At 72.2% G+C, this 16,342-nt stretch carries 14 protein-coding genes; 1 reads left to right on the forward strand and 13 read right to left on the reverse strand.

The window, feature by feature from the left end:
• Positions 1-30: 30 nt before the first annotated feature.
• The 13 genes from AB0N02_RS14240 to AB0N02_RS14300 all read right to left on the reverse strand — a co-directional run bounded on the left by AB0N02_RS14240 (position 31) and on the right by AB0N02_RS14300 (position 15,518).
• On the reverse strand, positions 31-318 hold the full coding sequence (locus tag AB0N02_RS14240; RefSeq protein WP_363945827.1) for a YggT family protein: 288 nt from the start codon (positions 316-318) through the stop codon (positions 31-33).
• 85 nt (positions 319-403) lie between these two features.
• On the reverse strand, positions 404-907 hold the full coding sequence (gene sepF / locus AB0N02_RS14245; protein ID WP_363945829.1) for a cell division protein SepF: 504 nt from the start codon (positions 905-907) through the stop codon (positions 404-406).
• Between the two features lie 120 nt (positions 908-1,027).
• The gene (locus AB0N02_RS14250) at positions 1,028-1,732 is read right to left on the reverse strand and encodes a YggS family pyridoxal phosphate-dependent enzyme (RefSeq protein ID WP_363945831.1); all 705 of its coding nucleotides are present in this window, start codon (positions 1,730-1,732) and stop codon (positions 1,028-1,030) included.
• Positions 1,733-1,822: 90 nt separating this feature from the next.
• The gene (gene ftsZ, locus AB0N02_RS14255) at positions 1,823-3,226 is read right to left on the reverse strand and encodes a cell division protein FtsZ (protein WP_363945833.1); all 1,404 of its coding nucleotides are present in this window, start codon (positions 3,224-3,226) and stop codon (positions 1,823-1,825) included.
• Between the two features lie 225 nt (positions 3,227-3,451).
• Complete coding sequence (locus AB0N02_RS14260) at positions 3,452-4,120, reverse strand: FtsQ-type POTRA domain-containing protein (protein WP_363945834.1); 669 nt, start codon at positions 4,118-4,120, stop codon at positions 3,452-3,454.
• A 55-nt stretch (positions 4,121-4,175) separates the two neighbouring features.
• Complete coding sequence (murC, locus tag AB0N02_RS14265) at positions 4,176-5,582, reverse strand: UDP-N-acetylmuramate--L-alanine ligase (protein WP_363945836.1); 1,407 nt, start codon at positions 5,580-5,582, stop codon at positions 4,176-4,178.
• A 230-nt stretch (positions 5,583-5,812) separates the two neighbouring features.
• The gene (murG, locus tag AB0N02_RS14270) at positions 5,813-6,904 is read right to left on the reverse strand and encodes an undecaprenyldiphospho-muramoylpentapeptide beta-N-acetylglucosaminyltransferase (RefSeq protein WP_363945838.1); all 1,092 of its coding nucleotides are present in this window, start codon (positions 6,902-6,904) and stop codon (positions 5,813-5,815) included.
• Positions 6,905-6,918: 14 nt separating this feature from the next.
• Complete coding sequence (ftsW, locus tag AB0N02_RS14275; RefSeq protein WP_363945839.1) at positions 6,919-8,232, reverse strand: putative lipid II flippase FtsW; 1,314 nt, start codon at positions 8,230-8,232, stop codon at positions 6,919-6,921.
• On the reverse strand, positions 8,229-9,614 hold the full coding sequence (murD, locus tag AB0N02_RS14280; protein ID WP_363945840.1) for a UDP-N-acetylmuramoyl-L-alanine--D-glutamate ligase: 1,386 nt from the start codon (positions 9,612-9,614) through the stop codon (positions 8,229-8,231). Before murD ends, ftsW begins: the two co-directional genes overlap by 4 nt.
• A gap of 37 nt (positions 9,615-9,651) precedes the next feature.
• Positions 9,652-10,710 (reverse strand): phospho-N-acetylmuramoyl-pentapeptide-transferase, encoded by a 1,059-nt coding sequence (gene mraY / locus AB0N02_RS14285; protein WP_363945841.1) that lies wholly within the window; start codon positions 10,708-10,710, stop codon positions 9,652-9,654.
• Positions 10,707-12,242, reverse strand: coding sequence for a UDP-N-acetylmuramoyl-tripeptide--D-alanyl-D-alanine ligase (murF, locus tag AB0N02_RS14290; protein ID WP_363945843.1), 1,536 nt, complete (start codon positions 12,240-12,242; stop codon positions 10,707-10,709). The genes mraY and murF overlap by 4 nt, the downstream gene beginning before the upstream one ends.
• Positions 12,239-13,798 (reverse strand): UDP-N-acetylmuramoyl-L-alanyl-D-glutamate--2,6-diaminopimelate ligase, encoded by a 1,560-nt coding sequence (locus tag AB0N02_RS14295; RefSeq protein ID WP_363945844.1) that lies wholly within the window; start codon positions 13,796-13,798, stop codon positions 12,239-12,241. Before AB0N02_RS14295 ends, murF begins: the two co-directional genes overlap by 4 nt.
• Positions 13,799-13,838: 40 nt before the next feature.
• On the reverse strand, positions 13,839-15,518 hold the full coding sequence (locus AB0N02_RS14300) for a penicillin-binding protein 2 (protein WP_363945845.1): 1,680 nt from the start codon (positions 15,516-15,518) through the stop codon (positions 13,839-13,841).
• On the opposite strand from AB0N02_RS14300, the gene AB0N02_RS14305 reads away from it, so the two are divergent.
• Complete coding sequence (locus tag AB0N02_RS14305; protein WP_363945846.1) at positions 15,499-16,170, forward strand: hypothetical protein; 672 nt, start codon at positions 15,499-15,501, stop codon at positions 16,168-16,170. The genes AB0N02_RS14300 and AB0N02_RS14305 overlap by 20 nt on opposite strands.
• Positions 16,171-16,342 lie beyond the last annotated feature (172 nt).

The following is a 16,342-nucleotide window of genomic DNA, read 5'->3' on the forward strand; positions in this document are numbered from 1 at the left end:
CTTGGAGTCTGTCCGGAGGACGGTACCCGATCAACGAAGCGCGGACACGAGTTGGATCAAGACCAAGACCCCAATGAACAGCATGGTGAAGCTTAGGTCAAAGGCCACCGTACCCAACCGGAGTGGTGGAATGAAACGGCGGAGGAACTTGAGAGGTGGATCGGTCAGCGTGTATACGACCTCCGCCAGGACCAGGACTATCCCCGTGGGACGCCACTGACGCGCGAACGACTGTACCATCTCAAAGATCATTCTGCCGATCAGCAGAACGAGGTAGAGGGACAGGACGGCGACCAAGATCTCGCTAACGATCCCCACGGCCTACGCCCGCCTCCACTCTTCTGTTCCGCCGTCCCCGGTCTCGCCGAGACCTGTCCGGCCGGTCACTGTTCATAGTGGAACTCTAGCTCTGGTTGAAGAACCCGCGTTCCGCGATTCGAGCCTTGTCCTCGGCGGTCACCTCGACATTGGCAGGGGACAACAGGAACACCTTGTTGGTAACACGTTCAATGCTGCCATGTAGGCCAAAGACAAGACCTGCCGCGAAATCCACAAGACGCTTTGCGTCGCTGTCAACCATCTCGGTCAGATTCATGATGACGGGAGTGCCGTCACGGAAGTGCTCGCCGATCGTGCGCGCCTCGTTGTAAGTGCGGGGGTGAAGCGTGGTGATACGCGCCAGATCGGTCGTACGGCGCTCCAGAACGGCCGTCGCGGGCCGGGGAGCGGGGACGCCCGGATCGGTGTCCTCCTCGCGGTCGTGGACCGTGCCAGGCCGCTCGTCGCCGACGCGCCTCGAGTCCTCGAACTCGTCGTAGTCGTCGTCGGAATAGCTGTCGTATCTCTCGTAGCGGTCGTCCTCCACAAGACCGAGGTAGACCGCCATCTTGCGCATCGCGCCGGCCATCGCTACTTCTTCCTCCGCCTTACTTCGATCTGCCTGGGGCGGCAGCCGCACCCCCTTGGAGCTCACCACCGATCGACCTCTATCTGGATACGCGGACCCCAAGGTCCACTTGAAGGGACATTACCTGACGAAGGGCTTCCGGCGACCGAGCAACGCCGTACCGACACGCAGGTGTGTCGCGCCGTTCGCGACGGCCTCGGACAGGTCACCGCTCATCCCCGCGGAGATGATGCCGGCCTCCGGATGGTCCGCCCGTACGGCCTGCGCGATCTCCCACAGCCGGGCGAACGCCCTGCCCGGCTCCTCCCCCAGGGGCGCCACGGCCATCACGCCGCCCAGCCGTACCCCCCGGGCCTCGGCCAGGGCGTCGGCCAGGGCCGCCACCTCCACCGGCCGTACCCCGCCCCGCCCCGGATCGTCGTCCAGGGCCACCTGCACCAGACATGTGATCTCCCTGCCCGCCTTCACCGCCTCGTGGCTGAGCGCGGTCACCAGGCGCGGACGGTCGACCGAATGGACGACGTCCGCGTAGCCGACCACGGAACGGGCCTTGTTGGTCTGCAACTGACCGACGAAGTGCCAGGTGAGACCCAGGTCCGCGCATTCACGGGCCTTGACGGAGGCCTCCTGGTCACGGTTCTCCCCCACGTCCCTCACCCCCAGCGCGGCCAGCGACCGCACGTCGGACGCGGGGTATGTCTTGCTCACCGCGACGAGCGTCAGCTCTCCGCGGGTACGGCCGGCGGCCCGGCAGGCCTCGGCGATGGTCGCCTCGACCTCGGCCAGACCGGCCGCGATCTCATCACGTCGTGTTGTTTCCGTCACATCTCCGCCGCTCAAAAACTGACAAACCGGCGGAATCCATTCTCCCTGTCACGGCCGGGCGATCTGTCGCCCACCCGGCCGTGAGCAATGTCACTTCAGGAAGTCGGGGACGTCGAGCTCCTCCTCCTGCTCCTCGAAGATCACCTGACGCCGCCGGGCGGAGTCGGGGACCCTCGCGGAGATGGGGGTGGGCTGGGGCGGCTCGGGCGCCGGGCGCGGGATCGACACCGGAGGGACGGGGGGCTCCTCGGCGCGGTGCGGCTCGGGCTCGGCCGGATGCTGGACCTGGGGGGCGGGCTGCACCGGGTGGATCTGCTGGACCGGGTACGAGACGGCCGGCGGCGGCTCCGCCACGGGGGCGGGCTGCGGCGGGGCGCCGACGACCGGCCTGACCTGCGGGGGCTGCTCGGACCGGGGCTCGGCCTTCACCGTGGGCGCGGGCGGGCGCGGCGGCGCGCTGACCGCGGGCGGCGGGGAGACCGGGGCCGGGCGCGCCGGAGGCTGCTGGCGCGGTACCGGCTGGGCCGCCGTGTTCTTGACCTCGGCCACCGGCTCGTCGAACCCGGCCGCGATCACGGTGACCCGCACCTCGTCGCCCAGCGCGTCGTCGATGACCGTACCGAAGATGATGTTGGCGTCCAGCGCGGCGGCGTTCGACACGAGCTGGGCGGCCTCGTTGATCTCGAACAGGCCGAGGTCGGATCCACCGGCGATCGACAGCAGCACACCGTGCGCGCCGTCGATGCTGGCCTCCAGCAGCGGGCTGGAGACGGCCATCTCCGCCGCCGCGACCGACCGGTCGTCGCCGCGCGCGTGGCCGATGCCCATGAGCGCGGAGCCCGCCCCGGACATGACCGACTTGACGTCGGCGAAGTCAAGGTTGATCAGACCCGGCGTGGTGATGAGGTCGGTGATGCCCTGGACACCGGAGAGCAGCACCTGGTCGGCCGCCTTGAAGGCGTCCAGCACGCTCACCTGCCGGTCGGAGATCGACAGCAGCCGGTCGTTGGGGATCACAATGAGGGTGTCGACCTCCTCGCGCAGCGTCTCTATCCCCGCCTCCGCCTGCATCGCCCGGCGCCTGCCCTCGAAGCTGAAGGGCCGGGTCACCACGCCGATGGTCAGCGCGCCGAGGGAGCGCGCGATGTTGGCCACGACGGGGGCGCCGCCCGTGCCCGTTCCACCACCCTCTCCGGCGGTGACGAACACCATGTCGGCGCCCTTGATGACCTCTTCGATCTCCTCACGGTGATCCTCGGCCGCCTTGCGCCCGACTTCGGGGTTGGCCCCCGCGCCGAGGCCGCGGGTGAGTTCACGCCCTACGTCGAGCTTGACGTCGGCGTCACTCATCAGCAGCGCCTGGGCGTCGGTATTGATGGCGATGAACTCGACGCCCTTGAGTCCCTCCTCGATCATCCGGTTGACGGCGTTGACTCCGCCTCCACCGATTCCTACAACCTTGATGACCGCGAGGTAGTTCTGCGGTGCTGCCACGACGAGGGGCCTTTCCGCTCGTTGACTTGCAATTTCATGCGGCACGGGGCCCGTGCCGTCTGCTTCCAAAACTCTCACCCTCAAGTTGAGATTTAGATTTATGTCAACCTGAGGAGTGATACGGACAGTAGGAGTTGCCTTCAGGTGGGTCAACTAACCGCGCCGCAAGCGTGCCCGGCGTGTCGCGGGCCGTCCTTTTCCGGGAGCACGCGCGGCACCGCGCGATCACTTCACCGTCACGACGTCGGGAGAGCTCACGTCGTAGCTGTCGGCCGGACGTTTCAGCAGCGTGGTGAGGATGCGCGCCTTGTCGGCCGGACGGTCGGAACCGCCCCAGACGACCTCCCTGCCGTCCTTCAGGCGCAACGAGACGGTCTCGGGTGAGGGCGCGAGCACTTCGGCGACCTTCGGGGCCAGTCCCTGCGGCAGCGCGCCTATGACGGCCAGCGCGGCCAGCGCCGCCGGGTCGCCCGACTGCGGGTGGTCCACGCGCAGCACCGGCAGCGTCGGCGGCGCGACGGCGGCGACCTCGGTCACCACCCCGTGGCGGTCCACCACCGCGAACCTCCCTCCCGCCGGGATCACCGCCACCGGTTCGCGCTCGGTTATCTCCACCACCAGCGTGCCCGGCCAGCCCCTGCTGACCGTGACCGACTCGACCTGCCGGATCCGCTGGATCCGGCCCTCGACCTCGGCCACGTCGACGGTGGCCAGCGGCTTGCCGTCGGCCACCCCCGCGGCCTGCCGGATCTGCTCTGCCGGGACGGCGAGGTTGCCGGCCACCCGGATCTCCCGCACCCCCAGCACCGAGGAGAAGAAGACCAGCCAGGCGGCGATGCCGACCACCCCGGCGGTGAGCAGGGCGAGGAAGGCCGACCTCCACACCCCGTTCATCGCCTCACCCCGTCCGGCGGCCAGGACGCCCGCGCCCGGCCTCTCCTGGCGTGGGTCACCGCGCGGCCAGCTCCGCCACGATCAGGGGGCCCAGCTCGGTCACGTCGCCCGCGCCCATCGTGAGCACGATGTCGCCGGGCCTGGCGCGCCCGGCCACCAGCGCGGGGACGGCGTCGCGTTGCGGGGCGTAGGCGACCTGCGCGGCCGGGAGCGGCACCTTGCCCGCCACCAGCGCCCCGGAGACCCCCGGTTCCGGGTCCTCACGGGCGCCGTAGACGTCCAGGACGACGGCCTCGTCGGCCAGCCCCAGGGCGGCGCCGAACTCGTCGGCGAAGAACCGGGTGCGCGAGTAGAGGTGCGGCTGGAAGACCGCGATGACCCGGCCCGAGCCGGAGAAGGAGGCGACCACGTCCCGGGCCGCGCGCAGGTCGGCGGCCAGCTCGGTCGGGTGGTGGGCGTAGCTGTCGAAGACCGCCACTCCCCCCGCCTCGCCCTTGGCCTCGAAGCGGCGCTTCGCCCCGGTGAAGGCGGCCAGCCCGTCGCGTATCTCGTCGAAGGAGACGCCCAGCTCCGTGGCCACCGCGATGGCCGCGGTCGCGTTGAGCGCGTTGTGGCGGCCCGGCACCGAGATCCTGACCTCCCCGTGACCGGCGACCATGAAGGAGACGCCCAGGCCGTCTGGAACGATCCGGCCCACCCGCAGGTCGGCGTCCTCGGCCTCGCCGTACGTGACCACCTTCAGGCCGCGCGCGCGGGCGACCGGGGCCAGCGCGGCCGATCCGGGGTCGTCGGCGCAGAGCACCATCGTCCGCCCGACCCGCTCGACGAAGCGGGCGAAGCTGTCGTAGACCGCGCGCGGATCGCCGTAGTTGTCCAGGTGGTCGGGCTCCACGTTGGTCACCACGGCGATGTCCGGGGCCAGCATGAGGAAGGAGCCGTCGCTCTCGTCGGCCTCGGCGACGAACACCCCGCCGGTCCCCTCGTCGGCCCCCAGCCCGGTGGTCACCAGCTGGCCGCCGACGCAGTAGGACGGGTCGGCCCCGCACTTCTGCAGCGCGACCGTGAGCATCGAGGTCGTGGTGGTCTTGCCGTGGGTCCCGGCCAGGGCGATCCCGGTCCGGCCCGCCATGACGGAGGCCAGCGCGGCGGCCCGGGGAATCACCCGCAGCCCCTGGCGCAGCGCCTCGCCGAGCTCCGGGTTGGAGTCGCGGATCGCGGTGGAGACCACCACCGTGTCGACGTTCTTGACGTGCGAGGCGGCGTGCCCGATGTGGATCCTGCCGCCCAGCTCCCGCAGCTCGTTCACGAGGTCCGAGCCTCGTGAGTCGCTGCCGGAGACCGGCACGCCGCGCTTGAGCAGGATGCGCGCGATGCCGGACATCCCGGACCCGCCGATCCCGATGAAGTGCACCCGTCCGAGATCCTCGGCCGAGACCGGGTCCACCAGCTTGACCAGGCTCATCGGTCGCTCTCCACTCCTGTGTTCGCCACGCGGGCCTCCCCCTTCCCCGAGGGACGGCCATGGCCGCCGCCCCGGGTCCACACCCTGCTCATCGGTCGCTCCCCACCCCTGCCTTCGTCACCCGGACGGTCACCTCCTCCGGCGGGCGGCCGGGGCCGCCCCTCCGGATCCGTGGCCGCCCGCCGGCCCGCCACCGTCGCGGCGTCCGCCGCCCCGGAGGCCCGGCCGTCTCACCGGTTCCTGCCCTCGGCCGCGATCTGCAGCACCCTGCGGGCGAGTGTCACGTCGGCGTCCTTGCGGCCCATCCTGACCGCGGCATCCGACATGGTGACCACGCGCTCGGGGTCGGACAGGATCGGCAGCACGTTCTGGATGATCCACTCCGCCGACAGGTCGGCGTCGTCGACCATCAGGCCACCGCCCGCCTGCACGATCGGCTCGGCGTTGAGCCGCTGCTCGCCGTTGCCGTGCGGGAGCGGGATGTAGGCCGCCGGCAGGCCGACGGCGGTCAGCTCCGCGCAGGTCATGGCGCCGCTGCGGCACAGCGCGAAGTCGGCGGCGGCGTAGGCCAGGTCCATCCGGTCGACGTACTGCAGCACGACGTACTGCGGGTCGCCCGGCGGGGGCTCCTCCTCCAGCGTGTTCTTCGGGCCGATGACGTGCAGCACCTGCACCCCGGCCCGGCGCAACACGGGAGCGGCGGCCAGCGCCGCGTGGTTGAGCGAGCGGGCGCCCTGCGAGCCGCCGGTGACCAGCAGCGTGGGCAGGTCCGCCTCCAGGCCGAACCACGAGCGCGCCTTGTCGCCCATGGAGAGCCGGTCCAGGTTCACGATCTCCCGGCGGAGCGGAATGCCCACGTACTGCCCGCGGGGCAGGGGCGTGTTCGGGTGACCGGTGAACACGTGTTCGGTGAGCCGGGCGCCCAGCCGGTTGGCCAGGCCGGGCCGCGGGTTGGCCTCGTGCACCACGATCGGCACGCCGCGCCGCCGTGCTCCCAGATAGGCCGGAGTCGCCACATAACCACCAAAACCGACCATCACGTCGGCCTGGACCCGCTCCATGATGCCCGCGGCCGTGTTGATGGCTCCCGCCAGGCGTCCCGGAACGGTCAGCAACTGGGGCGTGAGGGACCGCGGCAGCGGCACCGCGGGCACCAGCTCCAACTCGTAACCTCTGGCGGGCACGAGCCGGGTCTCCAGGCCGCGTTCCGTGCCGAGGCAGGTGATCCCGATGTTCGGGTCCAGTTGGCGCAGCGCGTCGGCTAAGGCCAGCGCCGGTTCGATGTGACCGGCCGTCCCGCCGCCGGCGAGGACCACCCTCATGTCGGTCCTTTCACTTATCGTCTTTCGCGGGCCGGCCGTCGTCTCCGTGCCGGACCACCCAGGCCAAGCCAGCTTAGGCCCCGCGCCAACGGTCCGGGGCCACGCGCCGCGAGCGCCTCGCGCGCTCCGGGCTCGTGTTTGGCGAAGGACAGCAGCATGCCGAGGGCCGCCAGTGTGGGCAACAGCGCCGATCCACCGTAGGAGACCAGGGGCAACGGAATGCCGGTGATGGGCAGCACACCGATGACCGCGCCGATGTTCACGATCGCCTGACCGGCGATCCAGGCGACCGCCGACGCCGCCGCGAGACGGACGAACGGGTCCTTGACCCTGGTGGCCACCCGGAGCCCGGCGTAGCCGAGCAGGCCGAACAGCGCGATCACGACGAGGGTGCCCATCAGGCCGAGCTCCTCGCCGAGGATGGAGAAGATGAAGTCGCTCTCGGCGTGCGGGAGCCTGCCCCACTTCTGCCTGCTGGAGCCGAGCCCGAGCCCGAACCAGCCGCCGCTGCCCATGGCGATCTGCCCCTGTACCGCCTGGTAGCCCGTCGTCTGGGCGTTGGCCCACGGGTCGAGCCACCCCTCGATGCGATCGGAGCGATACCCCTCGGTGCTGATCATGATAATGGTCGCGAGCACCGCGACCGCCAGGACTCCGCCGAACAGCCTCAGCGGGGCGCCCACCACCCACAGCAGCGACAGGAAGATCAGCAACAGCACCAGCGTGGTGCCGAGGTCGCGTCCCAGCATGACCATGACCGCCAGGATCACGGTGCCCGGCACCAGCGGGATGAACAGATTACGCCATTCGATCAGCCCGCCGCGCGCCTTGCGGGCCAGCAGGTCGGCACCCCACAGCAGCAGCCCCAGCTTGGCCGGCTCGGAGGGCTGCAGGTAGATGGGCCCCAGGTCGATCCAGCGCTGGGCGCCGAGCTGGGAGGTGCCGACGAACAGCACCAGGACCAGCGCGATGATCGAGACGACCATCAGCGGGTAGCCGGCGAGCCGGAAGAACCGCTGGGGCAGCATCGAGCAGATCCACATGATCGGAATACCGAGCGCGACCGAGACCGACTGCTTGAAGAACCAGTAGAACGGGTTCCCCTTCTCCTGCAGCGCCTCGATGCTGGAGGCCGACAGCACCATCATCAGGCCGAGGGCGAGCAGCAGCGCGCTGCAGCCGAGAATCAGGTAGTAGGAGGTCAGCGGCCGGTTCAGCAGCTCGCGGAAGGCGGCCAGGTGGTCGCGCAGGCCGCTGTGCCCGCGCCCGGCGTCCTCGCGTGCCCGGGGGCGCCGGAGTCCGGCGCCCTCCTGGGCCGTGGCGCTCACTCCGGCTCGCCGTCGTGCCGGTCCGCGAGCCGGTGCACGGCCCGCGCGAACGCCTCCCCTCGCGCTGGATAGCCGGTGAACATGTCCAAGGAGGCCCCGGCCGGAGCCAGCAGCACGGTGTCCCCGGGGGTGGCGAGCCTCGCGGCTTCGGTGACGACGCGATCCATGACCCCAGTGTCTTGCCCCGGCACCTCGACCACCGGAACATTCGCGGCGTGTCGCGCCAGAGCCCGGTGAATTCGTTCGCGGTCGGCGCCGAGCAGCACGGCGCCGCGCAGGCGGGGGGCGGCCCGCCGTACCAGGTCCTCCACGTCCGCGCCCTTGAGCTGCCCTCCGGCGATCCAGACGATCGACGGATAGGCGGCGAGCGAGGCGGCGGCGGCGTGCGGGTTGGTCGCCTTGGAGTCGTCGACGTAGTCGACCTCGCCGACCCGGGCGACGTGCGCGATCCGGTGCGGGTCGGGGACGAAGTCCAGCAGCCCCCGCCGTACGGCCTCGGCCGGCACCCCGTAGGACCTGGCCAGGGCCGCCGCGGCGAGCGCGTTGGCCACGTTGTGCGGCGCGAAGGGCCGGACGTCGGCGAGCGAGGCGAGCTCCTCGGCCTCGCTCACCGGGTCGGCCACGAAGGCCCGGTCGACCAGCAGGTCCTCGACCACGCCGACCTGTCCCGGCCTCGGCACGTCCAGGGTGAAGCCGACCACCCGCCGGCCTTCGCCGTACGGCCCGGCCAGACGGGCGGGCCACTCGTCGTCGGCGTTGTGGACGATCGTCCCGGCACGGGCGAAGATCTCGCCCTTGACCCGGGCGTACTCCTCCAGCGAGCCGTGCCAGTCGATGTGGTCGGGGGCCACGTTGAGCAGGGCCGCGGCGTGCGGGGCGATGCCGGGCGAGCGGTGCAGCTGGAAGCTGGACAGCTCGACGGCCAGCACGTCCCAGGGGCCGGTGACCGCCTCCACGACGGGGGTCCCGACGTTGCCCACCGCGAGCGCGCGGTGCCCGGCGGCCTTCAGCATCGAGGTGAGCATCCGGACCGCGGTGGTCTTGCCGTTGGTCCCGGTCAGCGCCAGCCACGGCGCCGCCCCCTCCGGACGCAGCCGCCAGGCCAGCTCCACCTCGCTGACGACCTCGACGCCCGCCTCGGCGGCGGCGGCGAGCAGCGGGTGGTGCGGCGGCCAGCCGGTGGTGACGACCAGGCGGGTGCCGCCGGGCAACTCGGCGGGCTCGCCGAAGCGGACCTCGACGCCCGCCTCGGACAGCTCGGCGGCGGCGGCCCTGGCCCGCTCGCCGTCCCCGCCCTCGATGACGATCACCTTCTCGCCGCGGGCGGCCATGGCGCGGGCGGCGGCCGTGCCGGAGACCCCGAGACCGGCGACGCAGATCACGCGGTCACCCCCGCCCGCCGCCGGCTCACATGTGTCGTCACTGTTTCGGCATCCATTCGACGTAGAACAACCCGAGACCGGCGGCGGCGCACAGGGCCGCGATCAGCCAGAAGCGGACCACGATCGTCGTCTCGGCCCAGCCGGACAGCTCGAAATGGTGCTGGAGCGGGGCCATCCTGAAGACGCGTTTGCCCGTCATCTTGAAGGATCCCACCTGGATGATCACCGAGAGGGTGATCACCACGCACATGCCGGCCAGGATGATGAGCAGGAGCTGGGTGCGGGTGGTGATGGCCAGCCCGGCGATCACGCCGCCCAGCGCCAGCGACCCGGTGTCGCCCATGAAGATCTTGGCGGGCGGGGCGTTCCACCACAGGAAGCCCAGCAGAGCGCCGAGCACGGCGGCCGCGACGACGGCGAGGTCGAGCGGGTCGCGGACCCAGTAGCAGTTGGGACCCAGCTGGGTGGTGCAGTTGTTGCGCAGCTGCCAGTTGCCGATCAGGACGTAGGAGGCCAGCACCACGCCGGTGGCGCCGCTGGCCAGGCCGTCGAGGCCGTCGGTGAGGTTCACCGCGTTGGAGAAGCCCACGATCATGATGAGCACCCAGATCGTGAACCCGATGAGGCCGATGGACGGCCCGAAGTCGCGCAGGAACGAAAGGCGCGTCTCGGCCGGGGTGATCAGGTAGGAGTTCGGGAAGCGGGTCACCAGGACGGCGAAGACCGCCCCGACGACGAGCTGGCCCAGCGCCTTGGCGCCGCTGCGCAGGCCGAGGCTGCGCTGCTTGTAGATCTTGATGAAGTCGTCGAGGAAGCCGACCGCGCCCAGGCCCGTCATCAGGAACAGCACCAGGACCGCGGAGACCGTCGGCAGGGTCCGGCTGTACAGGTGGGCGCAGGCGAACCCGAGCAGCGCGGCGATCACGATGACGGTGCCGCCCATGGTCGGGGTGCCGCGCTTGTCGTGGTGGCCCGAGGGGCCCTCCTCGCGGATGCTCTGACCGTAGCCGCGCCGGGAGAACAGGCGGATGGCCAGCGGGGTGCCGAACATCGACAGCAGCAGTCCGACCGCCGCCGCGATGAGGATCTCCATCATTGGCGCTCGCCCCCGGTCAGCGCCTCGGCCACGCGCTCGAGGCCCGCGACCCGCGGCCCCTTGACCAGCACCACGTCACCGGGCGCCAGGAGCGCCGACAGCCCGGCGACCGCCTCGGCGACGTCGGCGACGTGGACGACCCGGGTGCGGGAGCGCGCTCCGGGCGGGGCGCCCGGCGGGGCGCCCGAGGGGACGCCTGAGAGGGCATCTGAGAGGGCGCCTGAGAGGGCGCCGTCCGGAACGGACCGGTCCACACCGTGCCCGGGACCGGATCCGGCCTCCGGGGCACTGCCCGCGCCCTCCACGACGGCCGCGGCACCGGCCAGGACCGGGGCGGCGTCGGCGCCGACGACGAACAGCGCCTCCAGGCCCGAGCTCGCGGCCAGGCGCCCCACGCCCTCGTTCAGCGCGTCGCCCTCCTCGCCCAGCTCCTGCAGGGCGGCGACGACCGCGAACCGGCGGCGGCCGCCCGCGAGGGCGTCGAGGGCGCCGAAGGCGGCGCGCATGGAGTCGGGGTTGGCGTTGTAGGCGTCGTTGATCACGGTGACGCCGTCCGGCCTGTCGGTGACCTCCATCCGCCAGCGGCTGCGGGGCTCGGCCTCCGACAGCTCCTCGGCGATGGTGGTGACCGGCAGGCCCAGCTCGTAGGCGGCAGCGGCGGCGGCCAGGGCGTTCTCGACGGCGTGCTCGCCGTACAGGCGGAGCCTGACCGGCGCGGCCCCCGAGGGGGTGCGCAGCGTGAAACGGGCCCGGCCGCGCTCGTCGAGGGTCACGTCCTCGGCGCGCACGGCGGCGCTCTCGGCCCTGCCGTACCAGGTGACGCGGGCGGCGCTGCGCCCGGCCATCGCGGCCACCAGCGGGTCGTCGGCGTTCAGCACGGCCACGCCGTCGGCGGGCAGCGCCTCGATCAGCTCGCCCTTCGCCCGGGCGATGGCCTCCTTGCCGCCGAAGACACCCAGGTGGGCGGTTCCGACGTTGAGGACCACCCCGATCCTCGGCGGGGCGATGCGGGCGAGGTCGGCGATGTGGCCCGCGTGCCTGGCGCTGAGCTCCAGCACGAGGTAGCGGGTCTCCTCGTCGGCCCGCAGCACGGTGAGCGGGTGGCCGATCTCGTTGTTGAACGAGTTGACGGGGGCGATCGTCGGGCCGATCCGCGCGGTGAGGCGGGCCAGCAGGTCCTTGGTCGTGGTCTTGCCCGCCGAGCCGGTCACGCCGATGACCGTGGCCGACGGCAGGTCGGCGGCCACCCCGGTGGCCAGCCGGGCGAGAGCGGTCACGACGTCCCCGACGACGACCGCGGGGACGTCGACGGGCCTGGCCGCCAGGACGGCCACGGCCCCCGCCTCGACGGCCTGGGCGGCGAAGTCGTGCCCGTCGGCCCTGGCGCCCTTGATGGCCACGAACAGCGATCCCGGCTCGACGAGACGGGAGTCGATGACGACCGGGCCGCGCACCACCGCACGGGGATCGGCCATGCCGGCGAGGGCGCCTGAGGTGATCTCGGCGATCCTGGCCAGCGGCAACGGGATCATGATGCGTCTTCCCTACTCTCCATGCGTGATTCGGCGCCCGTCCGGTTCAGCCGCCTGACGATCGCGCCGGCCACGACCTGCCTGTCGTCGAACGGGAGCACCTCGCCCCCGACGTACTGCCCCTGCTCGTGTCCCTTGCCGGCCACGACGACGACGTCGCCGGCGCCCGCCCTGTCGATCGCCAGCTCGATGGCCGCGGCGCGGTCCGGCTCAATGATCACATGCGCGCGCTCGTCCGGGGACACGGCGAGGACCCCGTCCATCATCTCGGCCAGGATCCGCAGCGGGTCCTCCGAACGCGGATTGTCGCTGGTGAGAACGGCCACATCCGCCAGGCGGGCGGCCGCCTCCCCCATCATCGGCCGCTTGCTCCGGTCGCGGTCGCCGCCGCAGCCGAGCACCACGGTCAGCCTGCCCTCGGTGATCTCGCGCAGCGAGTTCAGCACCGACTCGACCGCCCCGGGCTTGTGCGAGTAGTCGACGATGGCCTGGAAGCCGTCGCCTCCCGGCACCCGCTCCATCCGCCCGGGCACCCCGGGCACCGTGGCGACGCCCGCGACCGCGGTGCGCAGCGGCACGCCGGCCTCGACCAGGGAGACGATCGCGCCCAGGGCGTTGGCGACGTTGAACGGGCCCGGCAGGGCCACCGTCGCCTCCTCCTCGACGCCGCCGGGCCCGGCCACGCGGAAGGAACTGCCCTCCGCGCCCAGGCGGACGCCCACGGCCCGCCAGTCGGCCTCGGCCGCGCCCCCGGCGGAGAAGGTGGTCATCGGGATCTTGCTGAGCCCGAGGAGCTCGCGCCCGTGCGCGTCGTCGATGTTGACGACGCCCGCGCGGCTCAGCTCGGGGGTGAACAGCCGGACCTTCGCCGCGAAGTAGTCGTCGAGGTCCTTGTGGAAGTCCAGGTGGTCCTGGGACAGGTTGGTGAACAACGCGACGTCGTAGAAGACCCCGTCGACACGGCCGAGCGCCAGCGCGTGGCTGGAGACCTCCATCGCGGCCGCGGTGACGCCCTGCTCGCGCATGAGGGCGAACAGGCCCTGCAGGTCGGTGGCCTCGGGCGTGGTCAGCTTGGGGGTGAAGCGCAGGTCACCCACGTGGATCTCGACGCCGCCGATCAGTCCCGCCCGGTGCCCCGCGGCGCGCAGTCCCGCCTCCAGCAGGAAGGCGGTGGTCGACTTGCCGCTGGTGCCGGTGACGCCGATGACCCTCACGTCGTCGGCGGGCCTGCCGTACACCCAGGCGGCGGCCCGCCCGAGCAGGGCCCGCGGATCCGGCACGACGAGGACCGGCAGACCGGTCGCGACCGCGGCCTCGCGGCCCGCCGGGTCGGTCAGGATCGCGGCTGCTCCGGCGGCGAGGGCCTGCGCGGAGAAGTCGGCTCCGTGGGAGGTGGAACCGGGCAGCGCGACGTAGAGATCTCCGCGCCGGACCTGGCGCGAGTCGATGGTGACCCCGGACACCGCGGCCAGCGGTGCTCGCGATGTGCCGGAGGGCGCGCCGAGGAGGCTCGCCAGCCCCGAGAGCGGACGGGGTGAGCTGGTTGAGGGTCGCATGGACGACGGGGGACGCACGGCGAGAGCGTACCTTCCCTCATCATTCCCCGGCGCGTATCCGCACCGCGGGCGGCTTGGTTCCGGTGGGCGGGATCTTCTTGCTCTTCAACGCGAACGTCATCACTTTCTTGAAGACGGGAGCGGCGATCTCCCCACCGTAGTGCCCCTTCTGGGGATCCTGAACGACCGCCAGAACGACCAGGCGGGGCTTGTCCGCGGGGGCGAAGCCAACGAATGTCGAAGTGTATCCGCAGTAGCCCTGGCACCTGGCGTCGTAGCGCATCGCGGTGCCCGTCTTGCCCGCCACACGATAGCCGTCGATGGCGGCGAGGCCGCCGGTGCCCTCCGTGCTCACGGCGGCCTCCAGCATCCCCGCGATCTCCTTGGCGGTGCGCTCGCCGATCACCCGGGTCTGCTTGGCGGGCGCGGACGGCGTGAACACCCCGTCGCCGTTGGTGGTCCCGGCCACGATCTGCGGGGTGATGCGCGTGCCGCCGTTGGCGATGGTCTGGTAGACGCTGGCGGTCTGGAGCGCGGTCACCGAGACGCCCTGGCCGTAGGCGACCGTGCAGCGCTGGCTGCCCGACCACTTCCGCCAGTCGGGCAGGAGCCCCGCCTCCTCTCCGGGCAGGCCGCTGCCGGGCTTGGCGCCGAAGCCGAAGCGCTGCAGCATCTCGTACAGCTTCTGGTCGCCGACCTTCTGCGCGGCGAGGATCGTGCCCACGTTGCTGGAGGTGGCGACCACGCCGGAGAAGGTCAGCCGCTCCACGCCGTGCGGGTGGGAGTCCCTGAGCACCTGGTCGGCGCACCTGATGTTGTCCCTGACCGAGAACACGGTCTCGGGACGCACGGCCCCCGACTCCAGGGCCGCGGCGGCGGTGATGACCTTGTTGGTGCTGCCCGGCTCGAACACGTCCGTCACCGACCGGTTGACCCAGTCCTCCTCGGGCGTCTTCTGCCAGTTCTTCAGGTCGAGCTCGGGCGCGTTGGCCATCGCGAGCACGTGTCCGGTCTGCGTGTCGATGACGATGGCGCTCCCGGTGCGCGCGCCGACGGCCTTGACCTGGTCGCCGATCGCCTTCTGGGCGGCCCACTGGATGTCGCGGTCGACGGTCAGCCGCACGCTCCCGCCGTTCACCGGCGTCCGCTGGGTGCTGCCGGTCATCGGGATGCGCTGGCCGTCCAGGCCCGTCTCGACGTACTGCTCGCCGTCGCGGCCCGCGAGAAGCCTGTTGTAGGTGCTCTCGAGCCCGCTCAGGCCCGTGCCGTCACTGCCGACGAAGCCCAGCAGGGTGCCGGCCAGGTCGCCGCCGGGGTAGTCGCGCAGGTAACGGTGCTTGCTGCCGACGCCCTTGAAGTCACGGTCCATGATCCGCTGGGCGACGGTGGGCTCGACGGCCGCCGCCACCTGCTGGTAGCGGCCGCCCGCGGCGAACTTGGCCATGATCCCCTCTTTGGGGACGCCCAGCTCCGCGGCCAGTGCCGTGGCCACCCGGTCGCGCTGCTCCGGGGTCGTCACGACCCCGGGGTCGACGAAGATCTCGCGCGCCTCCAGGGTCAGCGCGAGCTCGTGCCCTTCGGCGTCGGTGATCGTCCCCCGCCTGGCCGGCAGCTTCTCCGGGCGGATCCGCTGCTCGGCCGCCTTCGCCGTGTAGACCTTGGAGTCGAGGCCCTGGAGCTGTATGAGCCGTCCCGCGAAGATGGACAGCACGAAGGTCATCCCGATCAGGCCGATGCTGATGCGCCTGCCGGGATTGCCCAGGCGCAGCACGGCCGGGGGGCGCGCGGGAGGACGCGGCGGCGCGCCGCCGGGCCGTTCCCTGCCCGTCCCCGGCGGGTCGCCGGTCCGTCCGTCCCCGAGCCAGGTGGCGGGACGGATGATCCGCCCGGGGAAGCCGGGCGAGGTGTCCTCGTCGAACCTGACCGGCCGCCGGGGCGTCCGCGACCCCGGCCCCGGCGTTCCCGGCGGCCTGCCGGTGCCTTCGGGACGCGAGGCCCGGGCGCGCGACTCGGAGGCCGTGGGCCTGCCGCCGGGGGCTCCGGGCCTGCCCGCTCCCGGGCCCGTGGGCCTGCCGGAGGATCCTCCCGGACGTGGCCTGCCGGCCGCCGGGAAAGCGCCCGGGACGCCCTCGGGACGCCTGGGCCCGCCCTGCCTGCCCGCGCCCTCGGCACGCGGCCTGCCCGCCGAACCTTCGGCACGCGACCGCCCCGAGGTCCCCTCGGCGCGCGGCCTGCCCGCCGAACCCTCCGGACGCGGCCTGCCGGAAGAACCCTCGGGGCGCGGCCTGCCCGCTCCCGGAGGATTGCCGGACCTGCCCGTGGTCCCGCCCGCGCGGGGCCTGCCCGCTCCCGCGGAACCGGCCCCTCCCTGACGTGGCCTGCCGGCTCCCGACGAACCGCTCTCGGGACGCCTGGGCCCGCCCTGTTTGCCCGCGGACCCCTCGGCACGCGGCCTGCCCGCCGAACCTTCGGCACGCGACCGCCCCGAGGTCCCCTCGGCGCGCGGCCTGCCCGCCGAACCCTCCGGACGCGGCCTGCCGGAAG

It is taken from the genome of Streptosporangium sp. NPDC051022 (assembly GCF_040683035.1).
In the GTDB taxonomy this organism is placed as follows: domain Bacteria; phylum Actinomycetota; class Actinomycetes; order Streptosporangiales; family Streptosporangiaceae; genus Streptosporangium.